The organism is Streptomyces sp. NPDC091289 (genome assembly GCF_044757365.1).
Lineage (GTDB): Bacteria > Actinomycetota > Actinomycetes > Streptomycetales > Streptomycetaceae > Streptomyces.
Map to the genome: position 1 here is coordinate 74,170 of NZ_JBIVUT010000011.1, position 23,174 is coordinate 97,343.

22 protein-coding genes are annotated in these 23,174 nt (G+C 70.3%); 9 read left to right on the forward strand and 13 right to left on the reverse strand.

Features of this window, described 5'->3' with window-relative positions; all coding sequences use genetic code 11:
- The first annotated feature begins 135 nt into the window (after positions 1–135).
- Positions 136–984, forward strand: a complete 849-nt coding sequence (locus tag ACIQPT_RS16345) for a phosphatase PAP2 family protein (RefSeq protein WP_401156453.1) — start codon at positions 136–138, stop codon at positions 982–984.
- Here ACIQPT_RS16345 and ACIQPT_RS16350 read toward each other — a convergent pair.
- The 8 genes from ACIQPT_RS16350 to ACIQPT_RS16385 form a co-directional block, all read right to left on the reverse strand.
- The gene (locus ACIQPT_RS16350; RefSeq protein ID WP_401156455.1) at positions 935–2,761 is read right to left on the reverse strand and encodes a chitinase; all 1,827 of its coding nucleotides are present in this window, start codon (positions 2,759–2,761) and stop codon (positions 935–937) included. The two genes, ACIQPT_RS16345 and ACIQPT_RS16350, sit on opposite strands and share 50 nt — an antisense overlap.
- A gap of 89 nt (positions 2,762–2,850) precedes the next feature.
- Positions 2,851–3,324, reverse strand: a complete 474-nt coding sequence (locus ACIQPT_RS16355; RefSeq protein ID WP_401156456.1) for a hypothetical protein — start codon at positions 3,322–3,324, stop codon at positions 2,851–2,853.
- Positions 3,325–3,471: 147 nt separating this feature from the next.
- Positions 3,472–4,887, reverse strand: coding sequence for an NAD(P)/FAD-dependent oxidoreductase (locus ACIQPT_RS16360; RefSeq protein WP_401156458.1), 1,416 nt, complete (start codon positions 4,885–4,887; stop codon positions 3,472–3,474).
- 23 nt (positions 4,888–4,910) lie between these two features.
- Positions 4,911–5,714, reverse strand: coding sequence for an ABC transporter permease (locus tag ACIQPT_RS16365; protein WP_401156460.1), 804 nt, complete (start codon positions 5,712–5,714; stop codon positions 4,911–4,913).
- On the reverse strand, positions 5,714–6,655 hold the full coding sequence (locus tag ACIQPT_RS16370) for an ABC transporter permease (RefSeq protein WP_401156461.1): 942 nt from the start codon (positions 6,653–6,655) through the stop codon (positions 5,714–5,716). The genes ACIQPT_RS16365 and ACIQPT_RS16370 overlap by 1 nt, the downstream gene beginning before the upstream one ends.
- Positions 6,652–7,806, reverse strand: coding sequence for an ABC transporter ATP-binding protein (locus ACIQPT_RS16375; RefSeq protein ID WP_401156462.1), 1,155 nt, complete (start codon positions 7,804–7,806; stop codon positions 6,652–6,654). The genes ACIQPT_RS16370 and ACIQPT_RS16375 overlap by 4 nt, the downstream gene beginning before the upstream one ends.
- Before the next feature lie 73 nt (positions 7,807–7,879).
- Positions 7,880–9,127 carry a PotD/PotF family extracellular solute-binding protein gene (locus tag ACIQPT_RS16380; protein ID WP_401156464.1) on the reverse strand — a complete coding sequence of 416 codons (1,248 nt, stop codon included), beginning with the start codon at positions 9,125–9,127 and terminating at the stop codon, positions 7,880–7,882.
- A gap of 73 nt (positions 9,128–9,200) precedes the next feature.
- Positions 9,201–10,715 carry a gamma-aminobutyraldehyde dehydrogenase gene (locus ACIQPT_RS16385; RefSeq protein WP_401156466.1) on the reverse strand — a complete coding sequence of 505 codons (1,515 nt, stop codon included), beginning with the start codon at positions 10,713–10,715 and terminating at the stop codon, positions 9,201–9,203.
- Positions 10,716–10,921: 206 nt separating this feature from the next.
- Here ACIQPT_RS16385 and ACIQPT_RS16390 point away from each other — a divergent pair, with 206 nt between their 5' ends.
- A complete protein-coding gene (locus tag ACIQPT_RS16390) occupies positions 10,922–11,479 on the forward strand; it encodes an NADAR family protein (RefSeq protein ID WP_401156468.1) in 558 nt (185 codons plus the stop codon).
- A 94-nt stretch (positions 11,480–11,573) separates the two neighbouring features.
- Here ACIQPT_RS16390 and ACIQPT_RS16395 read toward each other — a convergent pair whose 3' ends face one another.
- The gene (locus tag ACIQPT_RS16395; protein WP_401156470.1) at positions 11,574–12,302 is read right to left on the reverse strand and encodes a DUF4190 domain-containing protein; all 729 of its coding nucleotides are present in this window, start codon (positions 12,300–12,302) and stop codon (positions 11,574–11,576) included.
- A 121-nt stretch (positions 12,303–12,423) separates the two neighbouring features.
- Between ACIQPT_RS16395 and ACIQPT_RS16400 the strand changes: the two genes are divergently transcribed.
- The 3 genes from ACIQPT_RS16400 (at position 12,424) to ACIQPT_RS16410 (ending at position 15,075) form a co-directional block, all read left to right on the forward strand.
- Positions 12,424–13,458 (forward strand): adenosine deaminase, encoded by a 1,035-nt coding sequence (locus ACIQPT_RS16400; RefSeq protein WP_401156471.1) that lies wholly within the window; start codon positions 12,424–12,426, stop codon positions 13,456–13,458.
- 22 nt (positions 13,459–13,480) lie between these two features.
- A complete protein-coding gene (locus ACIQPT_RS16405; RefSeq protein WP_401156473.1) occupies positions 13,481–14,194 on the forward strand; it encodes a glycerophosphodiester phosphodiesterase in 714 nt (237 codons plus the stop codon).
- Between the two features lie 83 nt (positions 14,195–14,277).
- Positions 14,278–15,075 carry an SAM-dependent methyltransferase gene (locus ACIQPT_RS16410; RefSeq protein WP_401156475.1) on the forward strand — a complete coding sequence of 266 codons (798 nt, stop codon included), beginning with the start codon at positions 14,278–14,280 and terminating at the stop codon, positions 15,073–15,075.
- A 25-nt stretch (positions 15,076–15,100) separates the two neighbouring features.
- On the opposite strand, the gene ACIQPT_RS16415 is transcribed toward ACIQPT_RS16410, so the two are convergent.
- The 3 genes from ACIQPT_RS16415 to ACIQPT_RS16425 all read right to left on the reverse strand — a co-directional run bounded on the left by ACIQPT_RS16415 (position 15,101) and on the right by ACIQPT_RS16425 (position 18,472).
- Positions 15,101–15,643, reverse strand: a complete 543-nt coding sequence (locus ACIQPT_RS16415) for a hypothetical protein (RefSeq protein ID WP_401156477.1) — start codon at positions 15,641–15,643, stop codon at positions 15,101–15,103.
- Between the two features lie 54 nt (positions 15,644–15,697).
- A complete protein-coding gene (locus ACIQPT_RS16420; RefSeq protein WP_401156478.1) occupies positions 15,698–16,861 on the reverse strand; it encodes a spermidine/putrescine ABC transporter substrate-binding protein in 1,164 nt (387 codons plus the stop codon).
- 171 nt (positions 16,862–17,032) lie between these two features.
- On the reverse strand, positions 17,033–18,472 hold the full coding sequence (locus ACIQPT_RS16425) for a gamma-aminobutyraldehyde dehydrogenase (protein ID WP_401156480.1): 1,440 nt from the start codon (positions 18,470–18,472) through the stop codon (positions 17,033–17,035).
- A 177-nt stretch (positions 18,473–18,649) separates the two neighbouring features.
- Between ACIQPT_RS16425 and ACIQPT_RS16430 the strand changes: the two genes are divergently transcribed.
- From ACIQPT_RS16430 to ACIQPT_RS16445, 4 genes are all read left to right on the forward strand, one after another.
- Complete coding sequence (locus ACIQPT_RS16430; protein WP_007452460.1) at positions 18,650–19,141, forward strand: Lrp/AsnC family transcriptional regulator; 492 nt, start codon at positions 18,650–18,652, stop codon at positions 19,139–19,141.
- A complete protein-coding gene (locus tag ACIQPT_RS16435) occupies positions 19,126–20,505 on the forward strand; it encodes an aspartate aminotransferase family protein (protein WP_401156483.1) in 1,380 nt (459 codons plus the stop codon). The genes ACIQPT_RS16430 and ACIQPT_RS16435 overlap by 16 nt, the downstream gene beginning before the upstream one ends.
- 215 nt (positions 20,506–20,720) lie before the next feature.
- The gene (locus tag ACIQPT_RS16440; protein ID WP_401156485.1) at positions 20,721–21,458 is read left to right on the forward strand and encodes an ABC transporter ATP-binding protein; all 738 of its coding nucleotides are present in this window, start codon (positions 20,721–20,723) and stop codon (positions 21,456–21,458) included.
- The gene (locus tag ACIQPT_RS16445; RefSeq protein WP_401156487.1) at positions 21,440–22,597 is read left to right on the forward strand and encodes a hypothetical protein; all 1,158 of its coding nucleotides are present in this window, start codon (positions 21,440–21,442) and stop codon (positions 22,595–22,597) included. Before ACIQPT_RS16440 ends, ACIQPT_RS16445 begins: the two co-directional genes overlap by 19 nt.
- A gap of 10 nt (positions 22,598–22,607) precedes the next feature.
- Here ACIQPT_RS16445 and ACIQPT_RS16450 read toward each other — a convergent pair whose 3' ends face one another.
- Positions 22,608–23,063, reverse strand: a complete 456-nt coding sequence (locus ACIQPT_RS16450; protein WP_401156489.1) for an SRPBCC domain-containing protein — start codon at positions 23,061–23,063, stop codon at positions 22,608–22,610.
- Positions 23,064–23,174 lie beyond the last annotated feature (111 nt).

The window sequence follows — 23,174 nt, forward strand, 5'->3', positions numbered from 1 at the left end:
GAATGCGGACGGAGCGGGCTTTCGCCGCTTCCGTCCGGCATCCGGGTGAGGGCCTGTGAAGAACGTGTGCGGGGGCGATGGCGGGAGGCGGTGGCGACTGTCCGCCGCCCCTCCGCTGCCGTACGGTTTCTGCAGATGAGAGAAACACCTCGGTCGCGGGAAACCTCGGCCGACTCCGGGCCGGGGCTTCCCCAGCACCGCCCGGGGCGTGCGTTCGCGCATGCCGGAGCCGATGGCTCCGGGACTCCTCACCGATCGGACGGCCGCCCGCCCCACACCCCCCGGGGCGCGCGGCGAACCGATCTCGCCGGCCATCCCGGAACAACCCCCCCTGTTCCCGGGTGGCCGGCCCCTCTCGTTTCCGGCGTCCTCGGCCTCCTCGCGGTCCTCTTCGCGCTGATCACCTGGCAGGTCGCCGTCGACGGTCCGCTCCTGCGGCTGGACGAGCGCGTGGGGGCGAAGCTCTTCGAGCGCGGGCCGGGCGCGCTGACCCAGGTTCTCTCCGATCTCGGCGGGACGGCGGTGGCGCTTCCCGTGTTGACCGCCGTGATCGGGTACGCGCTGTGGCGTCGTGCCCTGCGGCTCGCCGTGTACGCGGCCCTCACCATGGCGGCGGTGCCCGCGCTGGTGATTCCGCTGAAGGTGGCGACCGCCCGGCAGGGCCCGCTGACCGAGGCGGTCAACTACTACCCGTCCGGTCATACGGCGACGGCCGCCGTGGCGTACGGGGCTTCGGCCCTGGTGCTGCTGGCCCTCCCCCGGCCGGGACGGCTGCGGGAGGCGTCCTGGCCCCGGGGGTGGATGATGCCCGTCGCCGCGATCCTGCTGACCACGGCGACGGGCATCGGTCTGGTGCTGCACGGCTACCACTGGCCGCTCGATGTGCTGGCCAGTTGGTGCCTGGGGCCGTTGGTGCTGGCGCCCCTGGGGTGGGTCAGTTGCCGAAGTAGGCGTCGAAGTTCTTCGAGAACTCCCAGTTGTTGAAGCGGTCCCAGTTGATGGACCAGGTCATCAGGCCGCGCAGGTCGGACCAGGTGCCGTGGGTCTGGTAGGAGCCGCAGTCGGTCTTCTTGATCAGGCAGTTGAGCGCCTTGTTGACCTCGGCCGGTGAGGTGTGACCATTGCCCGCCTGGGTGGAGGCCGGCAGGCCGATGGCGACCTGGTCGGGGCGCAGGCCCGGGAAGACCTTGCTCGTGTCGCCCGCCACCGGGAAGCCCGCGAGCAGCATGTCGGTCATCGCGATGTGGAAGTCCGCGCCGCCCATCGAGTGGTACTGGTTGTCCAGGCCCATGATCGGGCCCGAGTTGTAGTCCTGGACGTGCAGCAGGGTCAGGTCGTCGCGCAGCGCGTGGATGACCGGCAGATAGGAGCCGGCGCGCGGGTCCTGGCCGCCCCAGGGGCCGGAGCCGTAGAACTGGTAGCCGAGCTGCACGAAGAAGGTCTCGGGCGCCATCGTGAGGACGAAGTCCGGGCCGTACTTCGCCTTGAGGGTCTTCACCGCGGAGATCAGATTGACGATCACCGGTGAGGTGGGGCTGCGGAAGTCGGTGTCGCCGGTGTCCAGGGAGAGCGAGTGGCCCTCGAAGTCGATGTCCAGGCCGTCCAGGCCGTAGGTGTCGATGATCTTCGAGACCGAGGTGACGAAGGCGTCCCGGGCCGCGGTGGAGCCGAGCTGCACCTGTCCGTTCTGGCCGCCGATCGAGATCAGCACCTTCTTGCCCGCCGCCTGCTTGGCCTGGATCGCGGCCTTGAACTCCGCCTCGGACTCGACGTTCGGGCACTCGGAGGCCGGGCAGAGCGCGAAGCGGATGTCGCCGGAGGTGACGGAGGTGGGCTCGCCGAAGGCGAGGTTGATGACGTCCCAGGAGTCGGGCACGTCCGCCATCCGGGTGTAGCCGGAGCCATTGGCGAAGCTGGAGTGGAGGTAGCCGACGAGCGCCCGGGCCGGGAGCTCGGTGTCGCCGCCTCCGCCGCCGCCCGCCGTGGTGGTCGCCGTGATCGCCGTCGACTTCGCGGACTCGCCGGCCGCGTTGGTGGCGGTGACCTGGAAGCTGTACGCGGTGGAGGGCGTCAGGCCCGTCACGGTGGCGGACGGGCCGGTGGCCGTGGCCACCTTCGTACCGCCTCGGTAGACGTTGTAGCCGGCCGCGCCGGAGACGGCGGTCCAGGAGAGCGCCACCGAGGAGGAGGTGAGCGCGGTGGTCTTCAGGCCGCCGGGGGCGGCCGGGATCACGACGGGCTCGCCGCCGGGGCCGACGAGGCTGAGGTCGTCGACGTAGTGGTCCGGGGTGCCGTACCAACCGTGGGTGTAGACGCTCACGGAGGTGGTGGAGGGGCCGGTGGTGAAGGTGGTGGTGAGCTGCTTCCACGCCTCGGGGGACTGCGTCCAGGTGGAGACGTCGGTGGTGCCGGTGCCGGACGCGCCGAGGTAGACATGACTGCCCTGCACCCAGGCGCTCAGGGTGTACGAGGAGTTGGGCTGGACGGTGACGGTCTGGGAGCACTTGGCGTGGTCGCTGCCGGCCGGGGTCGCCTTGAGCGCGGAGGCGCCGCTGCGCTTGGGCGCGGTGACCGCCGCCCCGCTGGAGTTCGCGCAGCTCCAGCCGTCCAGGCCCGCCTCGAAGCCGCCGTTGCGCACCAGGTCCGCGTCGGCGGCGCCCACCGCCGGGGCCGAGGCGACCAGGCCGCCGGCGGCGATCAGGGTGGCCGAGCAGACGGCCAGAAGTCTGGAGAATCTGACGGTTGGTCCGGTGCGTTCCACAACAGCCTCCGCGCAGGGGGAAATTGGGGTGTGGCGTGCGCACAACATGGTCCAGACCAATCGGGTTGTCAAGACCTCTGGCAGCCGGCTCAGCCCTCCGGACGCTCCTCGCGGGCGTCCCGGGCGGCGGCGCCCGCCGCCTCGTGCATGGCGAGTTCGAGGATTCCGGCGTCGGTGAGGGTCCCCGAGCCGTCCGGCGGGATCAGCCAGCGCACTCCCCCGGTGGCCCGCCCCGGATACGGGACGACGATCCAGGTGCCCTGGCCGCAGCCCCTGATCCCGGTGCCGATCCAGCGGGAGACGGTGCCCGGCGGGACGAAGAAGCCCATGCGGGACTCGCCGAAGTCGGCGAGGACGGGGCCGGGGCGGTCGATCAACCGGGTGAGGACGTCGAGCGTCGGATAGCCCAGCTCGCCCGGGAGGATCAGGACGTCCCAGCGCCTGCCGGCGGGAAGGAGCGCGATCCCCTGGGGGTTGCGCTCCCACTCCCACCGGCAGGCGGCCGGGTCCGGTGCCACCGATGTGAGCCACTCGACCGCGGCCTTCGTTTCCGAGCCAGTCATGGCCAGCCTCCCGTTGACGTGAGCACCGGCAGGGTTCCGCCGGTGCGTACACGTGCGAGAGAGCGATCGGCCCCGACTATGACGCGGGTTGGGGCTCCTTGTTGGCAGTGAAGTGGGTCACAGCACCTGCTTCGCCCTGGGCGCAGGTCAGCTGTCGAAGCCGAGCCCCAGCTTGTCCATGGTCTTCAGCCACAGATTGCGGTGCCCGCCGTTACTGTCGGCGTGGGCCAGGGACCGCTTGGTGATCTCGATCCCGGCCCAGGCGAAGGGCTCCGGCGGGAAGGGCATCGGCTTCGAGCGGACCATTTCCAGGCGGGTTCGCTCGGTCTCCTCGCCGGAGAGGAGGTCGAGCATCACATCGGCCCCGAACCGGGTGGATCCGACGCCGAGTCCGGTGAATCCGGCGGCGTACGCGACCCGCCCCTGGTGAGCCGTGCCGAAAAAGGCCGTGAAGCGGGAACAGGTGTCGATCGCGCCGCCCCAGGCATGCGTGAAATTCAGTCCGGAAAGCTGCGGGAAGCACGTGAAGAACTGTTCCGCGAGTTTCAGGAACGTCTCCGGGCGCTGGTCGAGATCGGCGCTGAGCCGGCCCCCGTACGGATAGATCGCGTCGTATCCGCCCCAGAGAATCCGGTGGTCCGCGGAAAGCCGGAAGTAGTGGAACTGGTTGGCGCTGTCGCCGAGTCCCTGGCGGCCCTTCCAGCCGATGGAATCGAGCTGTTCGGGGGTGAGCGGTTCGGTCATCAGCGCATAGTCGTAGACCGGCACGGTGTACGGCCTGACCCGCTTGACGAGCGACGGGAAGATGTTGGTGCCGAGCGCGACGCGGCGGGCGAAGACCCGGCCGTACGGGGTGCGGACCGCCATCCCGGTGCCGGAGCGGACCAGGTCCAGCCCGCGCGTGTGCTCGTGGATCCGTACGCCGAGCTCCAGACAGGCCCGCTTCAGGCCCCAGGCGAGCTTCGCCGGGTGCAGCATCGCGACGCCGCGCCGGTCCCAGAGCCCGCCGAGGAAGGTGGGCGAGTCGACCTCGGCGCGCAGGGCCTCACGGTCCAGGAAGTCCACGCCGGTGATGCCGAGCCGCTGGATCTCCTCGTGCCATTCCCGCAGCTCTTCGAGCTGGTGGGGCTCGGTGGCGACATCGATCTCGCCGGTCCGCTCGAACTCGCAGTCGATGCCGTAGCGGGCGACGGCGGCCTCGATGGCGTCGAGGTTCCGCTCCCCCAGCTCCTCCAGCTTCGCGATCTCGTCGGGCCAGCGCTCCACACCGTTGGCCAGGCCGTGGGTGAGGGAGGCGGCGCAGAAGCCGCCGTTGCGGCCCGAGGCGGCCCAGCCCACCTCGTGCCCCTCGATGAGGACGACGTCCCGGTCCGGGTCGCGCTCCTTGGCGATGAGCGCGGTCCACAGTCCGCTGTAGCCGCCGCCGACGACCAGCAGGTCGGTGTGCTCGTCGCCGGTGAGGGCGGGAAGCGCGTCGGGTTTGGCCGGGTCGTCGAGCCAGTAGGAGACCGGCTTGGCGCCGGCGATCGATTGTGCGGCAGTACGCATGGCAGCTGGGGCCATGGTTTCCAACTCCTTCAGGAATTTCAGGGTCGAGCGTTGTTCTTGCGCCGGTTGGCTATGAGCTGGCCGGCGAGAACCACCGTTACCGCAATGATGAACATCGCGGTGCCGATGACGTTGATCTGCACGGGCGTGCCGCGCTGTGCCGAACCCCAGACGAACATGGGGAACGTGACGGTGGAGCCCGCGTTGAAATTCGTGATGATGAAATCGTCGAACGAGAGCGCGAAGGCGAGCAGTGCGCCCGCCGCGATTCCCGGTGCGGCGATCGGAAGGGTCACCCGTACGAAGGTCTGCACGGGTCCCGCGTACAGGTCGCGGGCGGCTTCCTCCAGTCGCGGGTCCATCGACATGACGCGCGCCTTGACGGCCGTCACCACGAAGCTGAGGCAGAACATGATGTGCGCGATCAGCACGGTCCAGAAGCCGAGCTGGGCGCCCATGTTCAGGAACAGCGTGAGCAGGGAAGCGGCCATGACGACCTCGGGCATCGCCATCGGCAGGAAGATCAGCGAGCTGATCGCGCCGCGCGCCCGGAAGCGGTAGCGGACCAGCGCGAAGGCGACCGCCGTGCCGAGCGCGGTCGCCCCGAGCGTCGCCCAGAAGGCGATCTGGAGCGAGAGGGAGAGCGAGCCGCAGAGGTCGGCGACGCCGCACGGGTCCTTCCAGGCGTCCAGCGAGAACCGCTGCCAGGCGTAGTTGAAGCGCCCGTTGGGCTTGTTGAACGAGAACACCATCACGACGATGTTCGGAAGGATCATGTACGCGAGGGTCACCAGACCCGCGATGACGATCAGGTTCCGGCGTATCCAGCGCAGTACGGGCATCAGACCAGGTCCTCCGTCCCGGAGCGGCGGATGTAGAAGGTGACCGCCAGCAGGACGATCGCCATGAGGATGAACGAGAGCGCGGCGGCCGTCGGATAGTCCAGGACCCGCAGGAACTGGCTCTGGATGACGCTGCCGACCATCTTGGTGTCGGTGGAGCCGAGGAGTTCCGCGTTCACGTAGTCGCCGCTGGCCGGGATGAAGGTCAGCAGGGTGCCGGAGACGACGCCGGGCATGGAGAGCGGGAACGTCACCTTGCGGAAGGTGGTGGCGGGGGTGGCGTAGAGGTCGCCCGCCGCCTCGTGCAGCCGGCCGTCGATCCGCTCCAGCGAGGTGTAGAGCGGCAGGATCATGAACGGCAGGAAGTTGTACGTGAGGCCGCAGACGACGGCCATCGGCGTGGCCAGGACCCGGTTGGACTCGGTCCAGCCGAGCCAGCTCGTGACGTCCAGGACATGGAGCGTGTTGAGCACGTCCACGACCGCGCCGCCGTCGGCGAGGATCGTCTTCCACGCCAGCGTACGGATGAGGAAGCTGGTGAAGAACGGGGCGATGACCAGCACGAGGACCAGATTGCGCCAGCGGCCCGCCTTGAACGCGATGAGGTAGGCGAGCGGGTACCCCAGCAGCAGGCACAGGAGCGTGGCGGTGCCCGCGTACAGCAGGGACCGGATGAACTGCGGGTAGTACTCGCGCAGCGCGTCCACGTACGTCTGGAAGTGCCAGGTGACCTCGAAGCCCTGCTCCAGCGAGCCGGTCTGTACGGAGGTGGAGGCCTGGTAGACGAGCGGCAGGGCGAAGAAGACGAGCAGCCAGAGGATGCCGGGGAGCAGCAGCCAGTACGGGACGAGCCGTTTGCGCGTGGAGGGCTTGCGGAGCACCGGCCCCTTCGGCTCCTGGGGTTCGGCGGGGGGCGCGGGCGGCGCTTCGGTGAGGCTCACTCCGCGTCCTCCACGCTCGTCGCGCCCGCGTCGATGTCCTGGTCGGCGTCGAGTCCGAAGGTGTGGGCCGGGTTCCAGTGCAGGACGACCTCGGCGCCGGGGACCAGGCGGGTGTCGCGTTCGATGTTCTGCTCGTAGACCTGGAGGGCCGTTCCGGCCGGGCTCTCGACCACGTACTGGGTGGAGACGCCGATGAAGCTGGAGTCGGTGATGCGGCCGGTGACGCGGTTGCGGCCGGCGGCGATGGTGTCCGCGTCGTCCGCGTGGGCCAGGGATATCTTCTCGGGCCGGATGCCGAGGAGCAGCCGGCCGCCGCCGGTGGTGGGGGCCGAACATCGCTCCCGGGGCAGCGTGAGCTTTCCGCCGCCCGCGGCCACCACCAGATCGCCGCCCGTGGACACGACCTCGCCCTCGATGAGGTTGGAGGTGCCGAGGAAGTTGGCGACGAACGTGGTGCGCGGGTTCTCGTAGAGGTCGGCGGGCGCGCCGAGCTGCTCGACCCGGCCGCCGTTCATCACCGCGACGGTGTCGGCCATGGTCATGGCCTCCTCCTGGTCGTGGGTGACGTGCACGAAGGTGATGCCGACCTCGGTCTGGATCCGCTTGAGCTCCAGCTGCATCTGGCGGCGGAGCTTGAGGTCGAGGGCGCCGAGCGGTTCGTCGAGCAGCAGGACCTGCGGGTGGTTGATGAGCGCGCGGGCGACGGCGACGCGCTGCTGCTGGCCGCCGGAGAGCTGGTGCGGTTTACGGCGGGCGAAGTCGCCGAGCTGGACCAGCTCCAGCATCTCCGCGACCTGCTTCTTCACCGACTTGATGCCGCGCCGCCGGAGCCCGAACGCGACGTTCTCGGCGACGTCCAGGTGCGGGAAGAGCGCATAGCTCTGGAAGACGGTGTTGACCGGCCGCTTGTACGGGGGCAGGTCGGTGATGTCCTTGTCCCCGAGGAAGACCGTGCCGGTGGTGGCCTCCTCCAGGCCCGCGATCATCCGCAGGGTGGTGGTCTTGCCGCAGCCGGAGGCGCCGAGCAGGGCGAAGAAGGACCCCTGGGGCACGGTCAGGTCGAGCGGATGTACGGCGGTGAAGGAGCCGTAGGTCTTGCTGATCCCGGCGAGGCGGACATCGCCGCCCGCGGTCTGCTGCTGCTGTGTCATGGGTCGCAGTCCCAGTGTGTTCGGGGGGAGTTCGGGGAGGGCAGGGCCGGTGGGGGTACCGGTGGATGTCCGGTCAGGCGCCGATGAGCTTGGCGAACTTCTCTTCGTACGCGGTCTCTTCCTCCGTGCTCAGGGAGCGGAAGGAGCGGGACTTCGCCGCCATCTCCTTGTCGGGGAGGATCAGCGTGTTGGAGGCCATCGACTTGTCGATCTTCGCGAGTTCGTCGCGTACGCCGTCGACCGGGCAGACGTAGTTGATGTACGCGGCGAGCTGGGCGGCGACCGGCGGCTCGTAGTAGTAGTCGATGAGCTTCTCGGCGTTGGTCTTGTGCCGGGCCTGCGCGGGGACCAGGAGGCTGTCGCTGGAGGTGATGTATCCGGCGGCCGGGATGGCGTACTCGATGTCCGGGTTGTCGGCCTGGAGCTGGATGATGTCCCCGGCCCAGCCGATGCAGGCGGCGATGTCGCCCTTACTGAGGTCGGCGGTGTAGTCGTTGCCGGTGAAGCGGCGGATCTGCTTCTTGTCGACGGCCTTCTGGAGGCGGCCGATCGCGCCGTCGAAGTCGGCGTCGGTGAACTTCCCCGGGTCCTTGCCCTGGTCGAGCAGGGTCATGCCGATGGAGTCGCGCATCTCGGAGAGGAAGGAGACCCGGCCCTTGAGCTTCGGGTCGTCGAGGAGCTGGGTGACGGAGTCGACCTTGCGGCCGCCGGTCGCCTTCTTGTTGTACGCGATCACCGTCGGGATGCCGGTCCACGGGTAGGAGTAGGCACGGCCGGGGTCCCAGTCGGGGCTGCGGAACTGGGCGGACACGTTCGCGAAGGCGTGCGGGAGGTTCGACGGGTCGAGCTTCTGCGCCCAGCCGAGCCGGATGATGCGGGCGGCGAGCCAGTCGGTGACGCAGATGAGGTCGCGCCCGGTGTTCTGGCCGGCCGCGAGCTGCGGCTTGATCTTCCCGAAGAACTCGACGTTGTCGTTGATGTCCTCGGTGTACTTGACCCTGATCCCGGTGCGCTTGGTGAACGCGGCGAGGGTGGGGCGGGTCTTCTCGTCGTCGCTGACGTCCATGTACTCGGTCCAGTTGGAGAAGGTGACTTCCTTCTCCTTCTCCGAGTGGTCGTCAGCGGCGGCCGTTCCCTCGGCGCGTCCGGCGGGCGGAATGCCGCAGGCGCCGAGGGTGCCTATGCCGCCCAGTGCGAGCGCGCCCATGCCGGAGGCGCGCAGCAGGGACCGGCGGGTGAGGGCTCCCCTGCCGTTGTTCAAGGACCGCCTCATGGCCGCCAGTTGGACCGGCGAGAGGCGCTCGGGCTCGTAACTCTCCATACGCGTTTGCCCTTTCGGGTGGGAGGCCGCCGGGGCCCGTCGTCGTGGACGGGCCCCGATCGTGCGGCAGCTGCTATCGGTCCCCGAAGATCGTGCGGTGCCAGTCCTTGCGGGCGACCGCGGTGTTGTCGTACATGACGTGCTTGACCTGCGTGTACTCCTCGAAGGAGTACGCCGACATGTCCTTGCCGAAGCCGCTGGCCTTGTATCCGCCGTGCGGCATCTCGGAGAGGATCGGGATGTGGTCGTTCACCCACACACAGCCCGCCTGGATCTCGCGGGTGGCGCGGTTCGCGCGGTACAGGTCGCGGGTCCAGGCGGAGGCGGCCAGTCCGTACGGGGTGTCGTTGGCGAGCGCGATGCCCTCGTCGTCGGTATCGAAGGGCAGGACGACCAGGACGGGTCCGAAGATCTCCGACTGGACGATCTCGCTGTCCTGGGCGGCGTCCGCGACGAGGGTCGGCCGGTAGTACGCGCCGTCGGCGAGGTCGCCGCCGGGGGCCTCGCCGCCGGTGACGACCCGGGCGTAGCCGCGGGCGCGCTCGACGAAGGCGGCGACTCGGTCGCGCTGGGCGTGGCTGATCAGCGGCCCGAGGTCGGTGGACGCGTCGAAGGGGTCGCCGAGCCGGACGGTCTCCATGAGCGCGGCGACGTCCCGGACGAAGGCGTCGTAGAGGGGGCGCTGGACGTAGGCGCGGGTGGCGGCGGTGCAGTCCTGGCCGGTGTTGATGAGGGAGCCGGCGACCGCGCCGTGGACGGCGGCCTCCAGGTCGGCGTCGTCGAAGACCACGAAGGGGGCCTTGCCGCCGAGCTCCAGGTGGAGGCGCTTGACGGTGGCGGTGGCGATCTCGGCGACGCGCTTGCCGACGGCGGTGGAGCCGGTGAAGGAGGTCATCACGACGTCGGGGTGGCCGACGAGGTGCTCGCCGGCGTCCTTGCCCGCGCCGGTGACGATGTTGATGACGCCGTCGGGGATCCCCGCCTCGGTCGCGGCCTGGGCGAACATCAGCGAGGTGAGCGGGGTCAGCTCGGCGGGCTTGAGGACGATGGTGTTGCCCGCGGCGACGGCCGGGAGGACCTTCCAGGCGGCCATCTGGAGCGGGTAGTTCCAGGGGGCGATGGAGCCGACGACGCCGATCGCCTCGCGGCGTACGTAGGAGGTGTGGTCGCCGTCGTACTCGGCGGCGGCCTTGCCCTCCAGGTGGCGTGCCGCGCCCGCGAAGAAGGCGGCGTTGTCCACGGTGCCGGGGACGTCGAACTCGGTGGAGAGCTTGATCGGCTTGCCGCACTGGAGGGACTCGGCGTACGCGAAGTCGTCGGCCTGCTCGGCGAGGACGGCGGCGAAGCGGTGCATCGCCTCGGAGCGTTCGCCGGGGGTCGCGCCGGACCAGCCGGGGAAGGCGGCGCGGGCGGCGGCGACGGCCGCGTCCACGTCGTCGGCGCCCGCCAGCTCGTAGCGGAGCACGGTCTCGCCGGTGGCGGGGTTCACCACCTCGTGGTGGTTGCCGGATGTCCCGGGGAGCAGCTTGCCGCCGATGTACTGCGCACCTTCCGCGAAGCGGTCCTGAACCTGGAAGCCGTTGCTCATGACGCTCTCCTCCGCCGCTGTACCCGCTGGGCGGGGTCGGCGTAGCTTCTTCGTGAATTGAGTGCCGATCCTGACAGAGGGGTCCGAGCCCAACAAGTGATTCCGTTGTTTCCTTTTGGTTACGCGACGGAATCTGTCGACCATGTGTCGTGTCGGTGCGGAAATCCCCGTACGGAGTGTCAGTGGCGGATGCCACACTCACATGCATGGGACCGATCGATGAGCTTCTGGCCGACGTGGCGCGGGGCAGGCGAGTGAAATATCTGCCGTTCTGGGGCCACCGGCCGCGCCCGGACGGGCGGATCGGCGCGAGTTGCCTGAGCCAGTGGTGGCCGTCGCCGTTCACGGTGGACGGGGTGACGTACGCGAGCGCGGAGCACTGGATGATGGCGGGCAAGGCGCGGCTCTTCGGCGACCCGGAGGCGGAGCGGGCGGCGGTGTCGGCGAAGAGCCCGGCCGCGGCGAAGAAGGCGGGACGCCTGGTGCGCGGCTTCGACGAGGACGTGTGGATACGGGAGCGGCTCCCCCTCGTCGTGGCGGGCAGCGTGCACAAGTTCGGGCAGGACCCGGAGCTGGGCGGCTATCTCCTGGGCACCGGGGACCGGGTGCTGGTGGAGGCCTCGCCGCTGGACCGGATCTGGGGCATCGGGCTCGCGGCGGACGACGAGCGGGTGGAGCGGCCGCAGGAGTGGCGGGGGCTGAATCTGCTGGGCTTCGCGCTGATGGAGGCGCGGGAGCGGTTGCGGGCGGGCGCGGCGGGCTGAGGCCTCTTCGTACGGACGCCGCTACGACGTCCGGCCGGGCGGGGAGTGGCCCCTGCCCGGCCGGGATCGACAAGACGCCCCTGGTATCTCCGCGCTAGCGGCGGTCCTCGACGACCAGCGACGTGGCGAACGGGTCGTCGTAGCTGTCGTCGTAGTCGCTGTCGCGGTCACGGTCCGAGCTCGAGGCGGCGAAGTAGATGAGCGCGCCCAGGATCACGGAACCGACGACGATGCCGACGGAGCCGAGGATGACCCCGGCGAGCGCCATGCCCCGGTTGGTGGCCTCACCGCGCTTGGCACGGCCGAGGCCGATGATGCCGAAGATCAGCGCGAGGATGCCGAGGATGATGTTGACGCCGTACATGCAGAAGCCGACCACCGAGATGATGCCGATCACCATCGCGGCCGTGCCCAGACCGTTGTTGGGCGCCGGCCCCCAGGCGGCCGGTCCCATGCCGTAGGCGCCGTAGCCCGGGTAGCCGCCGTACGGCTGCGCGGGCGGGGCCGGGTAGCCGTAGTGCGCGGCGGGCGGCGGGGTCGCGTAGCCGGGGCCGTTCGGGCCGATCGGCGGCGGCGGTACGTCCGAGGGCGCGGGCCCGAAGCCGCCGGGCCGGGGTATCGGCCCGGTGCCGTCCCCCGCGGCCGGTCCGGCGCTCGGCATCGACGTCACGGTCGGCTGGTCGTGGACCGCGGGCGGCGTGTGCGCGGCGGGGGGCGGCGTGTGCGCACCCGGCTTGCCCAGTTCCACCTTGCCGCTGTCCGGCGGTGCCCACGGATCGCGCGGTGCGGCCCCGCCCCCGGGCTGCTCTGTGTTGTCTGACATGGGCCTCCCCCATCGTGGTCACGTCATGCTACGGCCCGGCCCGACGGCCCCGGACCCCGCCTACGATGATCGGTGCGGCCGGTACGCCCGGCCGACGTCACGCCGAACCGGGAGATTTCCGATGACCGATCCGCATCCCTTCATCGCCGGGCTGCCCAAGGCCGAGCTTCACGTCCACCATGTCGGGTCGGCCTCGCCCCGGATCGTCGCGGAGCTGGCCGCCCGCCACCCGGACTCCAAGGTCCCCACGGACCCGGAGGCGCTGGCCGACTACTTCACCTTCACCGACTTCGCGCACTTCATCGAGGTCTACCTCTCGGTGGTCGACCTGGTCCGTACCCCCGAGGACGTCCGGCTGCTCACCTTCGAGGTGGCGCGGGACATGGCCCGGCAGAACATCCGGTACGCGGAGCTGACCGTCACCCCGTACAGCTCGACCCGCCGGGGCATCCCCGAGGTCGGGTTCATGGAGGCCATAGAGGATGCCCGCAAGGCGGCCGAGGCGGAGTTGGGCGTCGTCCTGCGCTGGTGCTTCGACATTCCGGGCGAGGCCGGGCTCCAGGCGGCCGAGGAGACCGCCCGGCTCGCGGTGGAGCGGCGGCCCGAGGGGCTCGTCTCCTTCGGCCTCGGCGGGCCGGAGATCGGGGTGGAGCGCCCGCAGTTCAAGCCCTACTTCGACCGGGCCATCGCCGAGGGTCTGCACTCGGTGCCGCACGCCGGGGAGACCACCGGACCGCAGACGGTCTGGGACGCGCTGACCTCGCTGCGCGCCGAGCGCATCGGGCACGGCACCAGCTCCGTCCAGGACCCGAAGCTGCTGGAGCACCTCGCCGAGCACCGCATCGCCCTGGAGGTCTGCCCGACGTCGAACATCGCCACCCGCGCGGTCACCGACATCGAGCTTCACCCGATCCGCGAGATGGTCCGGGCCGGGGTGCTGGTGACCGTCAACAGCGACGACCCGCCGATGTTCGGCACCGACCTCAACAACGAGTACGCGGTGGCCGCCCGGCTGCTGGAGCTCGACGAGCGCGGCATCGCGGACCTCGCGAAGAACGCCGTGGAGGCCTCGTTCCTCGACCCGGCGGGCAAGCGGAAGCTGGCCGAGGAGATCGACACGTACACGACGAACTGGCTCCGGGCCCCCGGCCGCTGACCCGGTCGTCGACAATGACCCCATGGCCAACACCGTCACCCCTGTCACCGCCGTGGGGCATCGCGGCGATCCGTATCTCGCCCGCGAGAACACCCTGCCCTCGATCCGCTCCGCCCTCGAACGGGGGGCGGACGCGGTCGAGATCGATGTGCGGGTGACCCGCGACGGGGTGCCCGTGCTGCTGCACGACGCGACGCTGGAGCGGCTGTGGGGCCACGACCGGCGCCTGGACCGGCTGGACCACGCGGAGCTGAAGGAGCTGACGGGCGGCGGGGTGCCCACGCTCCGTGAGGCGCTGCTCGCCGTCGGGGCGCACCGGGTGATGGTGGATCTGCCCGGCTCCACGGACGCCTCGGTGCGGAAGATCGTGGGGACGGTCCGGGAGTGCGGGGCGGGCGACCGGGCGTACTACTGCGCGAGCGCGGACGCGATGCTGCGGGTGCGGGCCGCCGACCCGTCCGCCGAGATCGCCCTGACCTGGACCACGCTTGCCCCGCCGCGTCCGGAGCTGCTGGCCGCGGTGAAGCCGCGCTGGCTGAACTACCGCTTCGGCCTGGTGAGCCGGGAGCTGACGGACCGGGCGCACCGGGACGGGCTGCTCGTCTCCGCGTGGACGGCCGACACGAAGCGCACGATGCGCCGGCTGATCGAGCGGGGCGTCGACTCGATCACCACCAACCGGATCGGCACGCTCCACCGACTGCTCGCCAACTCCCCCGCACACAGGGGTTCTTGATCGGTCCGGCATGATGGAGGCCCCGCACCGCCCGCCGCCGACCCCGGTGGCGGCGGGCCCCTCCGGTACCGAGGAGCAGACGTATGGACCGCCGACCGCAGGCCGCCCCCGCCCGGATACGTTCCGACGTCGCGCACAACGCCCGGGTGTGGAACTACTGGCTGGGCGGCAAGGACAACTACCCGGTGGACCGGGCGGTGGGCGACCAGGTCACCGGGATGTACCCGAGCATCGGCGAGGTGGCGCGCGCGGACCGGGCGTTCCTCGGCCGGGTGGTGCGCCATCTGGCGGGCGACGCGGGCGTCGACCAGTTCCTCGACATCGGCACCGGGCTGCCGACCGGGAACAACACCCATGAGATCGCCCAGCACACCGCGCCGCACGCGCGCATCGTGTACGTGGACAACGATCCGATCGTGCTGGCCCACGCCCGCGCCCTGCTGACCAGTTCGCTGGAGGGCGCGACCGAGTACATCGACGCGGACGCGCGCCGCCCGGAGCAGATCCTGCGGGCCGCCGAGCCCACCCTGGACCTGGGCCGCCCGGTCGCGGTGATGATGCTCGGCATCCTGAACTTCGTGCTGGACACGGACGAGGCGCGGTCCGTCGTGCGGACGCTGATGGCGACCGTGCCGTCGGGCAGCCACCTGGTGCTGACCCACCCGACGCTGGAGCTGGGCGGCGAGGGCAACGAGGCGGCGATGCGTTTCTGGAACGAGAACGCCACCCCGCCGATCACCGCCCGCAGCCGGGAGGAGTTCGCCTCGTTCGTGGACGGTCTGGAGATCCTGGAGCCGGGGATCGTCTCCTGCTCCCGCTGGCGGACGAACCCGCGGGAGCCGGAGGTCGCCCAGTTCGGTGTGGTGGCCAGGAAGGCCTGAGGCTCAGACAGTCACCGGAAGGGGCTCAGGCGCTCGCCGGGACCGGATCCGGGCTCGCGGCCCCCGCCTGCTCCAGCCCTTCAAGGCGCTTGATCATGCGGCGGACGATCAGCAGCGGAATGACGCCGAAGACCCCGAAGGACATGTCGATGACGCTCCACCAGAACGGGATGCCGCGGAGCGGCCCGCAGATCAGGGCGAGCGGGATGATCCCGGCGCAGGCGATCATGCCGAACTCGATGACCCAGATGTTGCGGACCGGGTCGCGGTAGGGGCCGTAGAAGGCGACCGCGATGACCAGGTGGGCGAAGGCCAGCCAGTCGGTGCCGTACAGCATGAAGGGCGTGTCGCGCTCGATGGTGTCGAGCCCTTCGCTGACCCGGGTGATCCACTCCATCAGGCCCGGAAGGTGCTCGGGGACCGGGGAGGCGGAGGCGCTCAGCAGGTCCTCGGCCCAGCGGAGTTCGGTGACGAGCGGGAAGGCCGTGAGCCCGCTCAGCACCAGACAGACGATGAAGAAGACCAACCACCTGCGTATACGCCGCGTGAGGGCGTGTCGCTCGCTCATATCCGCAGCGTACGCCCGCCTTTACGCTCCCTTCACGTCACCCCTGTTAGGGGTTCACAAGCCGACGATGGAGTTCCACTTCTTGGCGAAGTCCATCCGCTCCTCGGAGGTGATGTCGCGGGCGATGGCGAGCCGTTCGCGCATCGTGTCGTCGGGGAAGATCAGCGGATCCTCGGCGAGCGCGGCCGTCTCCTCGTCCTTGGAGGAGGCCAGGACGTCCCGGGCGGCGGGGACCGGGCAGACGTAGTTGACCCAGGTGGCGAGTTCGGCGGCGACCTCGGGGTCGTAGTAGTGGTCGATCAGCCGCTCGGCGTTGCGCTTGTGGCGGGCGAGGTTGGGGATCATCAGGGACTCCGCCCACAGTTCGGCGCCCTCCTCGGGGACGACGAACTCGATGTCGGGGTTGTCGGCCTGGAGCTGGATGACGTCGCCGGAGTAGGCCTGGCAGGCGAGCACATCGCCGGTGGCGAGGTCCTTGATGTAGTCGTTGCCGGTGAAGCGGCGGATGTGCTTCGAGCGGACCCGTCGCTCCGTCTGCTCGCAGATCTCGTGAAAGTCGTCGGCCGTCCAGCGGGTGATGTCGACGCCGTTGCCCTGCATCAGCAGCGCGAACGACTCGTCCAGACCGGAGAGCAGGGTGATCCGGCCGCGCAGGTCGTCCGCCCACAGATCGTCGGTGGACCGGATCTCGCGGCCGAGCTTCTTGCGGTTGTAGGCGATGCCGGTGATGCCGGACTGCCAGGGGACGCTGTGCAGCCGCCCCTCGTCGAAGGCGGGGGTGCGCAGTTGGGGGTCGAGGTACTTGGCGACGTTGGGCTGCTTCGCGCGGTCCATCTCCTGGACCCAGCCGAGCCGGACGAACCGGGCGGCCATCCAGTCGCTGATGACGATCAGGTCCCGGCCGGTCTGCTGGTGGTTCATCAGCGCGGGGCTGATCTTCCCGAAGAACTCGTCGTTGTCGTTGATCTCCTCGGTGTACGTGACGGAGATCCCGGTCCGTTTCGAGAAGGCGTCCAGGGTGGGCCGCTTCGACTCGTTGTCGTCGTCGGTGTCGATGTAGAGCGGCCAGTTGGCGAAGTGCAGCGTGTGGTCGGTGGCGGAGCTGTCGTGTCCGGCCCGGTCCCCCGGCTCGACGAAGGCCGCGGGCACCCCGCAGCCGGCCAGGGTGGCGCCGGCCGCTCCCGCCCCGAGGGCGCGCAGCAGGGAACGGCGGGACATGGGGTTCTTCCTGATCGCTCGCACCCGCGCAGAATGCCCGTCGGCGGGCGCGCGGACAATGGACCAAGCGTCCAGCGGGACGGGGCCGCCCCGCACACCTTGTACAGCGGGGACACGGATACGGCCCCGGGCCGGAGCCCGGGGCCGTACAACCGCGACGACGCGCGTCGATCAGTCCTCGATGGACGTCATGACGTGCTTGATGCGGGTGTAGTCCTCGAAGCCGTACGCGGAGAGGTCCTTGCCGTAGCCGGACTTCTTGAACCCGCCGTGCGGCATCTCGGCGACCAGCGGGATGTGGGTGTTGATCCACACACAGCCGAAGTCGAGGTTCTTGGACATGCGCATGGCGCGGGAGTGGTTCTGCGTCCAGACCGAGGAGGCGAGCGCGTACTCGACGCCGTTGGCGTACGCGACGGCCTGCTCCTCGTCGGTGAAGGACTGGACGGTGATGACGGGTCCGAAGACCTCGTTCTGGATGATCTCGTCGTCCTGCTTCAGGCCGGAGACGACGGTCGGGGCGTAGAAGTAGCCCTTGTCGCCGACCCGGTGGCCGCCCGCCTCGACCTTGGCGTGGGCGGGGAGGCGCTCGATGAAGCCGGTGACCTGCTTCAGCTGGTTGGCGTTGTTGAGCGGGCCGTACGCCACGTCCTCGTCGTCCGGCTGCCCGGTCTTCGTGTCGGCGGCGGCCTTGGCGAGCGCGGTCACGAACTCGTCGTGGATCGACTCGTGGACCAGGACGCGGGTAGCGGCCGTACAGTCCTGGCCCGCGTTGAAGAAGCCCGCCTCGGAGACGCCCGAGACCGTCTTGGCGATGTCGGCGTCGTCGAAGACCACGACGGGCGCCTTGCCGCCGAGCTCCAGGTGGACGCGCTTGACGTCCTTGGCGGCGGACTCGGCGACCTGCATGCCGGCCCGTACCGAACCGGTGATGGAGGCCATCGCCGGGGTCGGGTGCTCGACCATGGCGCGGCCGGTGTCCCGGTCGCCGCACAGGACGTTGAAGACGCCCTTGGGCAGGATCTGGCCGATGATCTCGGCCATGAGGACCGTCGACGCCGGGGTGGTGTCGGACGGCTTGATGACGACGGTGTTGCCCGCGGCGAGCGCCGGGGCGAACTTCCACACGGCCATCATCATCGGGTAGTTCCACGGCGCCACCTGGGCGCAGACGCCGACCGGCTCGCGGCGGATGATGGAGGTCAGGCCCTCCATGTACTCGCCGGCCGAGCGGCCCTCCAGCAGCCGGGCGGCCCCCGCGAAGAAGCGGATCTGGTCCACCATCGGCGGGATCTCTTCGCTGCGGGTGAGACCGATCGGCTTGCCGGTGTTCTCCGACTCGGCGGCGATCAGGTCCTCGGCCCGCTCCTCGAAGGCGTCCGCGATCTTCAGCAGGGCCTTCTGGCGCTCGGCGGGCGTGGTGTCGCGCCAGGCGGGGAAGGCCGCCGCGGCGGCCTCCATGGCGGCATCGACGTCGGCCTGGCCGGAGAGCGGCGAGGTCGCGTAGACCTCTTCCGTCACCGGGCTGACCACATCAATGGTCCGCCCGTCCGCGGCGTCCCGGAACTCTCCGTTGATGTAGTTGCGCAGACGGCGCACCTCGGTGGTCACAACCACCCCTCCTGTCGGCTGTCCGATGGGTGAGATGTCCACCCTAATCGTTCCGGTGACGCTTTCGACATACCCACCCGCCCCCAACTTCGGATTCAGTCAGATCCAAGCACCCAAACAACGAATTTCATCGATCTGGGGTTGCGAGACAGACGAGGAGCGGTGCATGGTGGATCCGTGGCCAGTCGCAGCGCAGACTCCAGGACCGGGAACGGATCACCGCCAGCGGTCGATGCCGTCTCCCTCGCAATCATCGAGCAGCTCCAGGAGGACGGGCGGCGTCCGTACGCCGCGATCGGCAAGGCCGTCGGCCTCTCCGAAGCGGCCGTGCGCCAGCGCGTCCAGAAGCTGCTCGACCAGGGCGTGATGCAGATCGTCGCCGTCACGGACCCGCTCACCGTGGGATTCCGGCGCCAGGCGATGGTCGGCATCAATGTCGAGGGCGACCTCGACCCGGTGGCCGAAGCCCTGTCGGCCATGGCCGAGTGCGAGTACGTGGTCATGACCGCGGGCTCCTTCGACCTGATGGTGGAGATCGTCTGCGAGGACGACGACCACCTGCTGGAAATGATCAACAAACGCATCCGGACCCTTCCCGGCGTGCGCTCCACCGAGAGCTTCGTCTACCTCAAGCTCAAGAAGCAGACCTATATGTGGGGAACCCGATAGCCGTGAGCAAGGACCTCAGCCGAACCGCGTACGACCACCTGTGGATGCACTTCACCCGCATGTCGGACTACGAGAACGCGCCCGTTCCCACCATCGTCCGTGGCGAGGGAACGCACATCTTCGACGACAAGGGCAAGCGCTACCTGGACGGCCTCTCCGGCCTGTTCGTGGTCAACGCCGGTCACGGTCGTCACGAGCTCGCCGAGGCGGCCTACAAGCAGGCCCAGGAGCTCGCCTTCTTCCCGGTGTGGTCCTACGCCCACCCGAAGGCCGTCGAGCTCGCGGAGCGGCTCGCGGACTACGCCCCGGGCGACCTCAACAAGGTCTTCTTCACCACCGGTGGCGGCGAGGCCGTGGAGACCGCCTGGAAGCTGGCCAAGCAGTACTTCAAGCTGCAGGGCAAGCCGACCAAGTACAAGGTCATCTCGCGTGCCGTCGCCTACCACGGCACCCCGCAGGGCGCGCTGTCCATCACCGGCCTCCCGGCCCTCAAGGCCCCCTTCGAGCCGCTGGTCCCCGGCGCGCACAAGGTGCCGAACACCAACATCTACCGCGCCCCGCTCTTCGGCGACGACCCGGTGGCCTTCGGCCGCTGGGCCGCCGACCAGATCGAGCAGGAGATCCTCTTCGAGGGCCCCGAGACCGTCGCGGCCGTCTTCCTGGAGCCCGTGCAGAACGCGGGCGGCTGCTTCCCGCCGCCGCCCGGCTACTTCCAGCGGGTCCGCGAGATCTGCGACAAGTACGACGTGCTGCTCGTCTCCGACGAGGTCATCTGCGCGTTCGGCCGACTCGGCACGATCTTCGCCTGCGACAAGTTCGACTACGTGCCGGACATGATCACCTGCGCGAAGGGCATGACCTCGGGCTACTCCCCGATCGGCGCCTGCATCGTCTCGGACCGGATCGCGGAGCCGTTCTACCAGGGCGGCAACACCTTCCTGCACGGCTACACCTTCGGTGGTCACCCGGTCTCCGCCGCGGTGGGCCTCGCCAACCTCGACATCTTCGAGCGCGAGAACCTCACCCAGCACGTCCTCGACAACGAGAACGCCTTCCTGACGACGCTGCAGAAGCTCCACGACCTGCCGATCGTCGGCGACGTCCGCGGCAACGGGTACTTCTACGGCATCGAGCTGGTGAAGGACAAGGTCACCAAGGAGACCTTCACCGACGAGGAGACCGAGCGCGTCCTGTACGGCTTCCTCTCCAAGGCGCTGTACGAGAACGGTCTGTACTGCCGGGCCGACGACCGCGGCGACCCGGTCGTCCAGCTCGCCCCGCCGCTGATCTCCGACCAGTCGACGTTCGACGAGATCGAGGGCATCCTGCGGGCCGTGCTCACGGAGGCCTGGACGAAGCTCTGACCGTCACCAGGTCCCCCGGCTGATCGCCGCCCGGCGGTCATTTCATACGGTTCCCCGGCCCGGATACACCCCTTCGAGTGACAAGGGGGGTATCCGGGCCGCGTGCTGTGCGCTCACACCGGTCCGACTATCTACGGTGCCGAGTGACCGATCGGCCGCGTCTTCGTTCCCCCGTACGGGGGACGGGAAATCTGACCTGAACCGAGGTGTACGCCATGGTGGCCCCGCCGGACAACGACGTGATCTGGGCGCGTTCCCTGCACCACTCCCACAACGGATCGCCCGGTCTCGGCGGTGTCTCCATCGGTGTCCGGGACGCCGAGATCCTCGCCGTGACCGGCCCGCGCGGCAGCGGGAAGACCACGCTGCTGCACTGTCTCTCGGGCCGGCTGGTGCCCCAGGAGGGCGAGGTCTGGTTCAACAGCGTCCCCGTCCACACCATGGCCCCCCGGGTCCGCGAACAGCTGCGCCGGGAGCGCTTCGGCTGGATCGCGTCGGACCCGGAGCTGGTCCCGGAGCTGACCGTCTGGGAGAACGCCGCACTGCCCCTGCTGCTGCGCGGCGTCTCGCACCGGGCCGCCAGGAAGGCCGCCACCGAGTGGCTGGAGCGCCTGGACATCGCCGCCTTCGCCAAGAAGCGGCCGCACGCCCTGCTCCAGGCGCAGCGCCAGCGGATCTCCGTAGCGCGGGCCCTGGCCGCACAGCCGACCGTGATCTTCGCGGACGAGCCGACCGCGACCCTGCACCGCGCGGACCGCACCCAGGTGCTGCGCACCCTGACCACGGCGGCCCGCTCGCACGGCATCACCGTGGTGCTGGCCACGCACGACGCCGAGGTCGCCGCGCTCGCCGACCGGACGGTGGCGCTGCTGGACGGCCGTCGCGTCGCCACGGTCACCCTGCCCGCGGAACCGGAAGCGGAGGGCCGCGCGGCGTGCTCGCTCTCCGTCTAGCCCGCGGTTCGCATCCCCTCGTCCTGGTCCGGCGGCTGCTGGTGGCCGCCGCGTCGGCCGGCGTCGGATTCCTCCTCCTGTGCTCCCTCGGGTACGCCGCCGCGCACCCCGCGTCCGCCGGTTCGGTGCTGCGGCTGCTGTGGTGCTTCGTTCCGCTGGCCGCCACCGTGCAGTTCGCCGTGGCGGTGGCCCGCACCGACCCGAGCACCCGGCCCCGGCCGGGCCTCTCCTCCGTGGGCCTCGGCCCGGTCCGGCTCTCCGCGCTGGCCGCGGTCTCCACGGCCGTCTCCACCACGCTGGGCTCCATGGTGGCCCTGCTCTTCTTCCTGCATCTGCGCGGCGATCTGACCGGGATGCCGTTCGACGGGGGCGCGGCGGAGTTCCTCGGCGCGGGCACTCCGCTGCCCCTGGCCGCCGCGCTGATGCTGCTGGTACTCGTCCCGGTGGCCGCCTCGACGGCGAGCGCGCTGGCGCTGCGGTCGCGGCCCGACCCGGCCCGGGACGCCTTCGGCTCCGAGGAGCTGCCGGAGCCCGCACCGGCTCCGGCCGGGCTGCCCTGGGGCGTGGCGCTGACGGCGGCCGGGCTCGCGGTGGAGGCGTACGCGTCGCGGGGGACGGCGGGCAACGCGTTCCCGCTGCCCGGCCGGTTCGACGCCACGCCGGTGGCGGTACTGATCGGGTGGACGCTCACGGCGGTCGGCCTGGCGATGGCCGGCCCGAGCCTGACCTATCTGTGCGGACGGGCGCTCCAGGCGGTGCGCCCCGGGGCCGTACGGCTGCTGGCCGGGCGGGTCCTGATGAACGAGGCGCGCCGGATCGGCCGCCCGCTCGGGGTCGTCTGCGCGGTGCTGTCGGCGGTGATCGCCGCGTCGGCGCTGTACGGGGGCGACGAGCGCCCGTACGGCCCGCTCACCGCACTCGGCGCGGTGCTGGTCCTCGGCTGTACGACGGCGACGCTGCTGACCTCGGCGCTGGAGTCCAAGCAGGCCCGCGCCCACACGGTCGAGGCGCTGCTCAGGATGGGCGCTCCGGCCGCCACGCTGCGCAGGGCGACGGCGCTGCGGGCGGGTGCGCTGCTGGCGCTGTTCGCCCCGCTGACCTGGGTGATCGCCCAGCTGGCGGCGCTCCCGCTGGCGTAGGGGACCCGCGTCAGGGGTGGGTGGCGAGGCGGGCGGCCAGGGCGTCGAAGAACGCTTCCCAGCCGTCCTCCGCCGCCGCGTACTGCTCGGCGGTGAGATGGCCGCCGCGCTGCTGGAAGGCCAGCTCCGTGGTCCCGTCGCCGAGGTCGCTGAAGGTCACGGTGACGGTCTCGCCCTCGGTGTCCTCGGGCGCGGAGGCGTCCAGCAGCGTGAAGACGAGACCGTCGGGCTCGCTCACCTCGCGGTAGACGCCGCGGAAGGGCATCTCGACGCCCGGCATCACGATGACCAGGCTCCACGCGCCGCCGGGCCGCACGTCCATCGCCACCCGGTCCAGGGGGACGTCCGCTTCGCCCCCGTACCAGGCGGCGAAGTCCTCCGGTGAGGTCCAGGCGGCGAAGACGCGCTGCTGCGGGGCGTGCAGAACGCGGGTGAGGTCGATGCCCTCGCGGGTGCCACCGGTCATGATCACGGTCCTTGTCCGATCCGGCCGTCCCCGCGGAGCCGGACGGCCGACCGCGGGATGGTCCGCTTCCAGCTTGCCCGGACCGCCGCCCCCGTGCCATGCCGCGAGCAG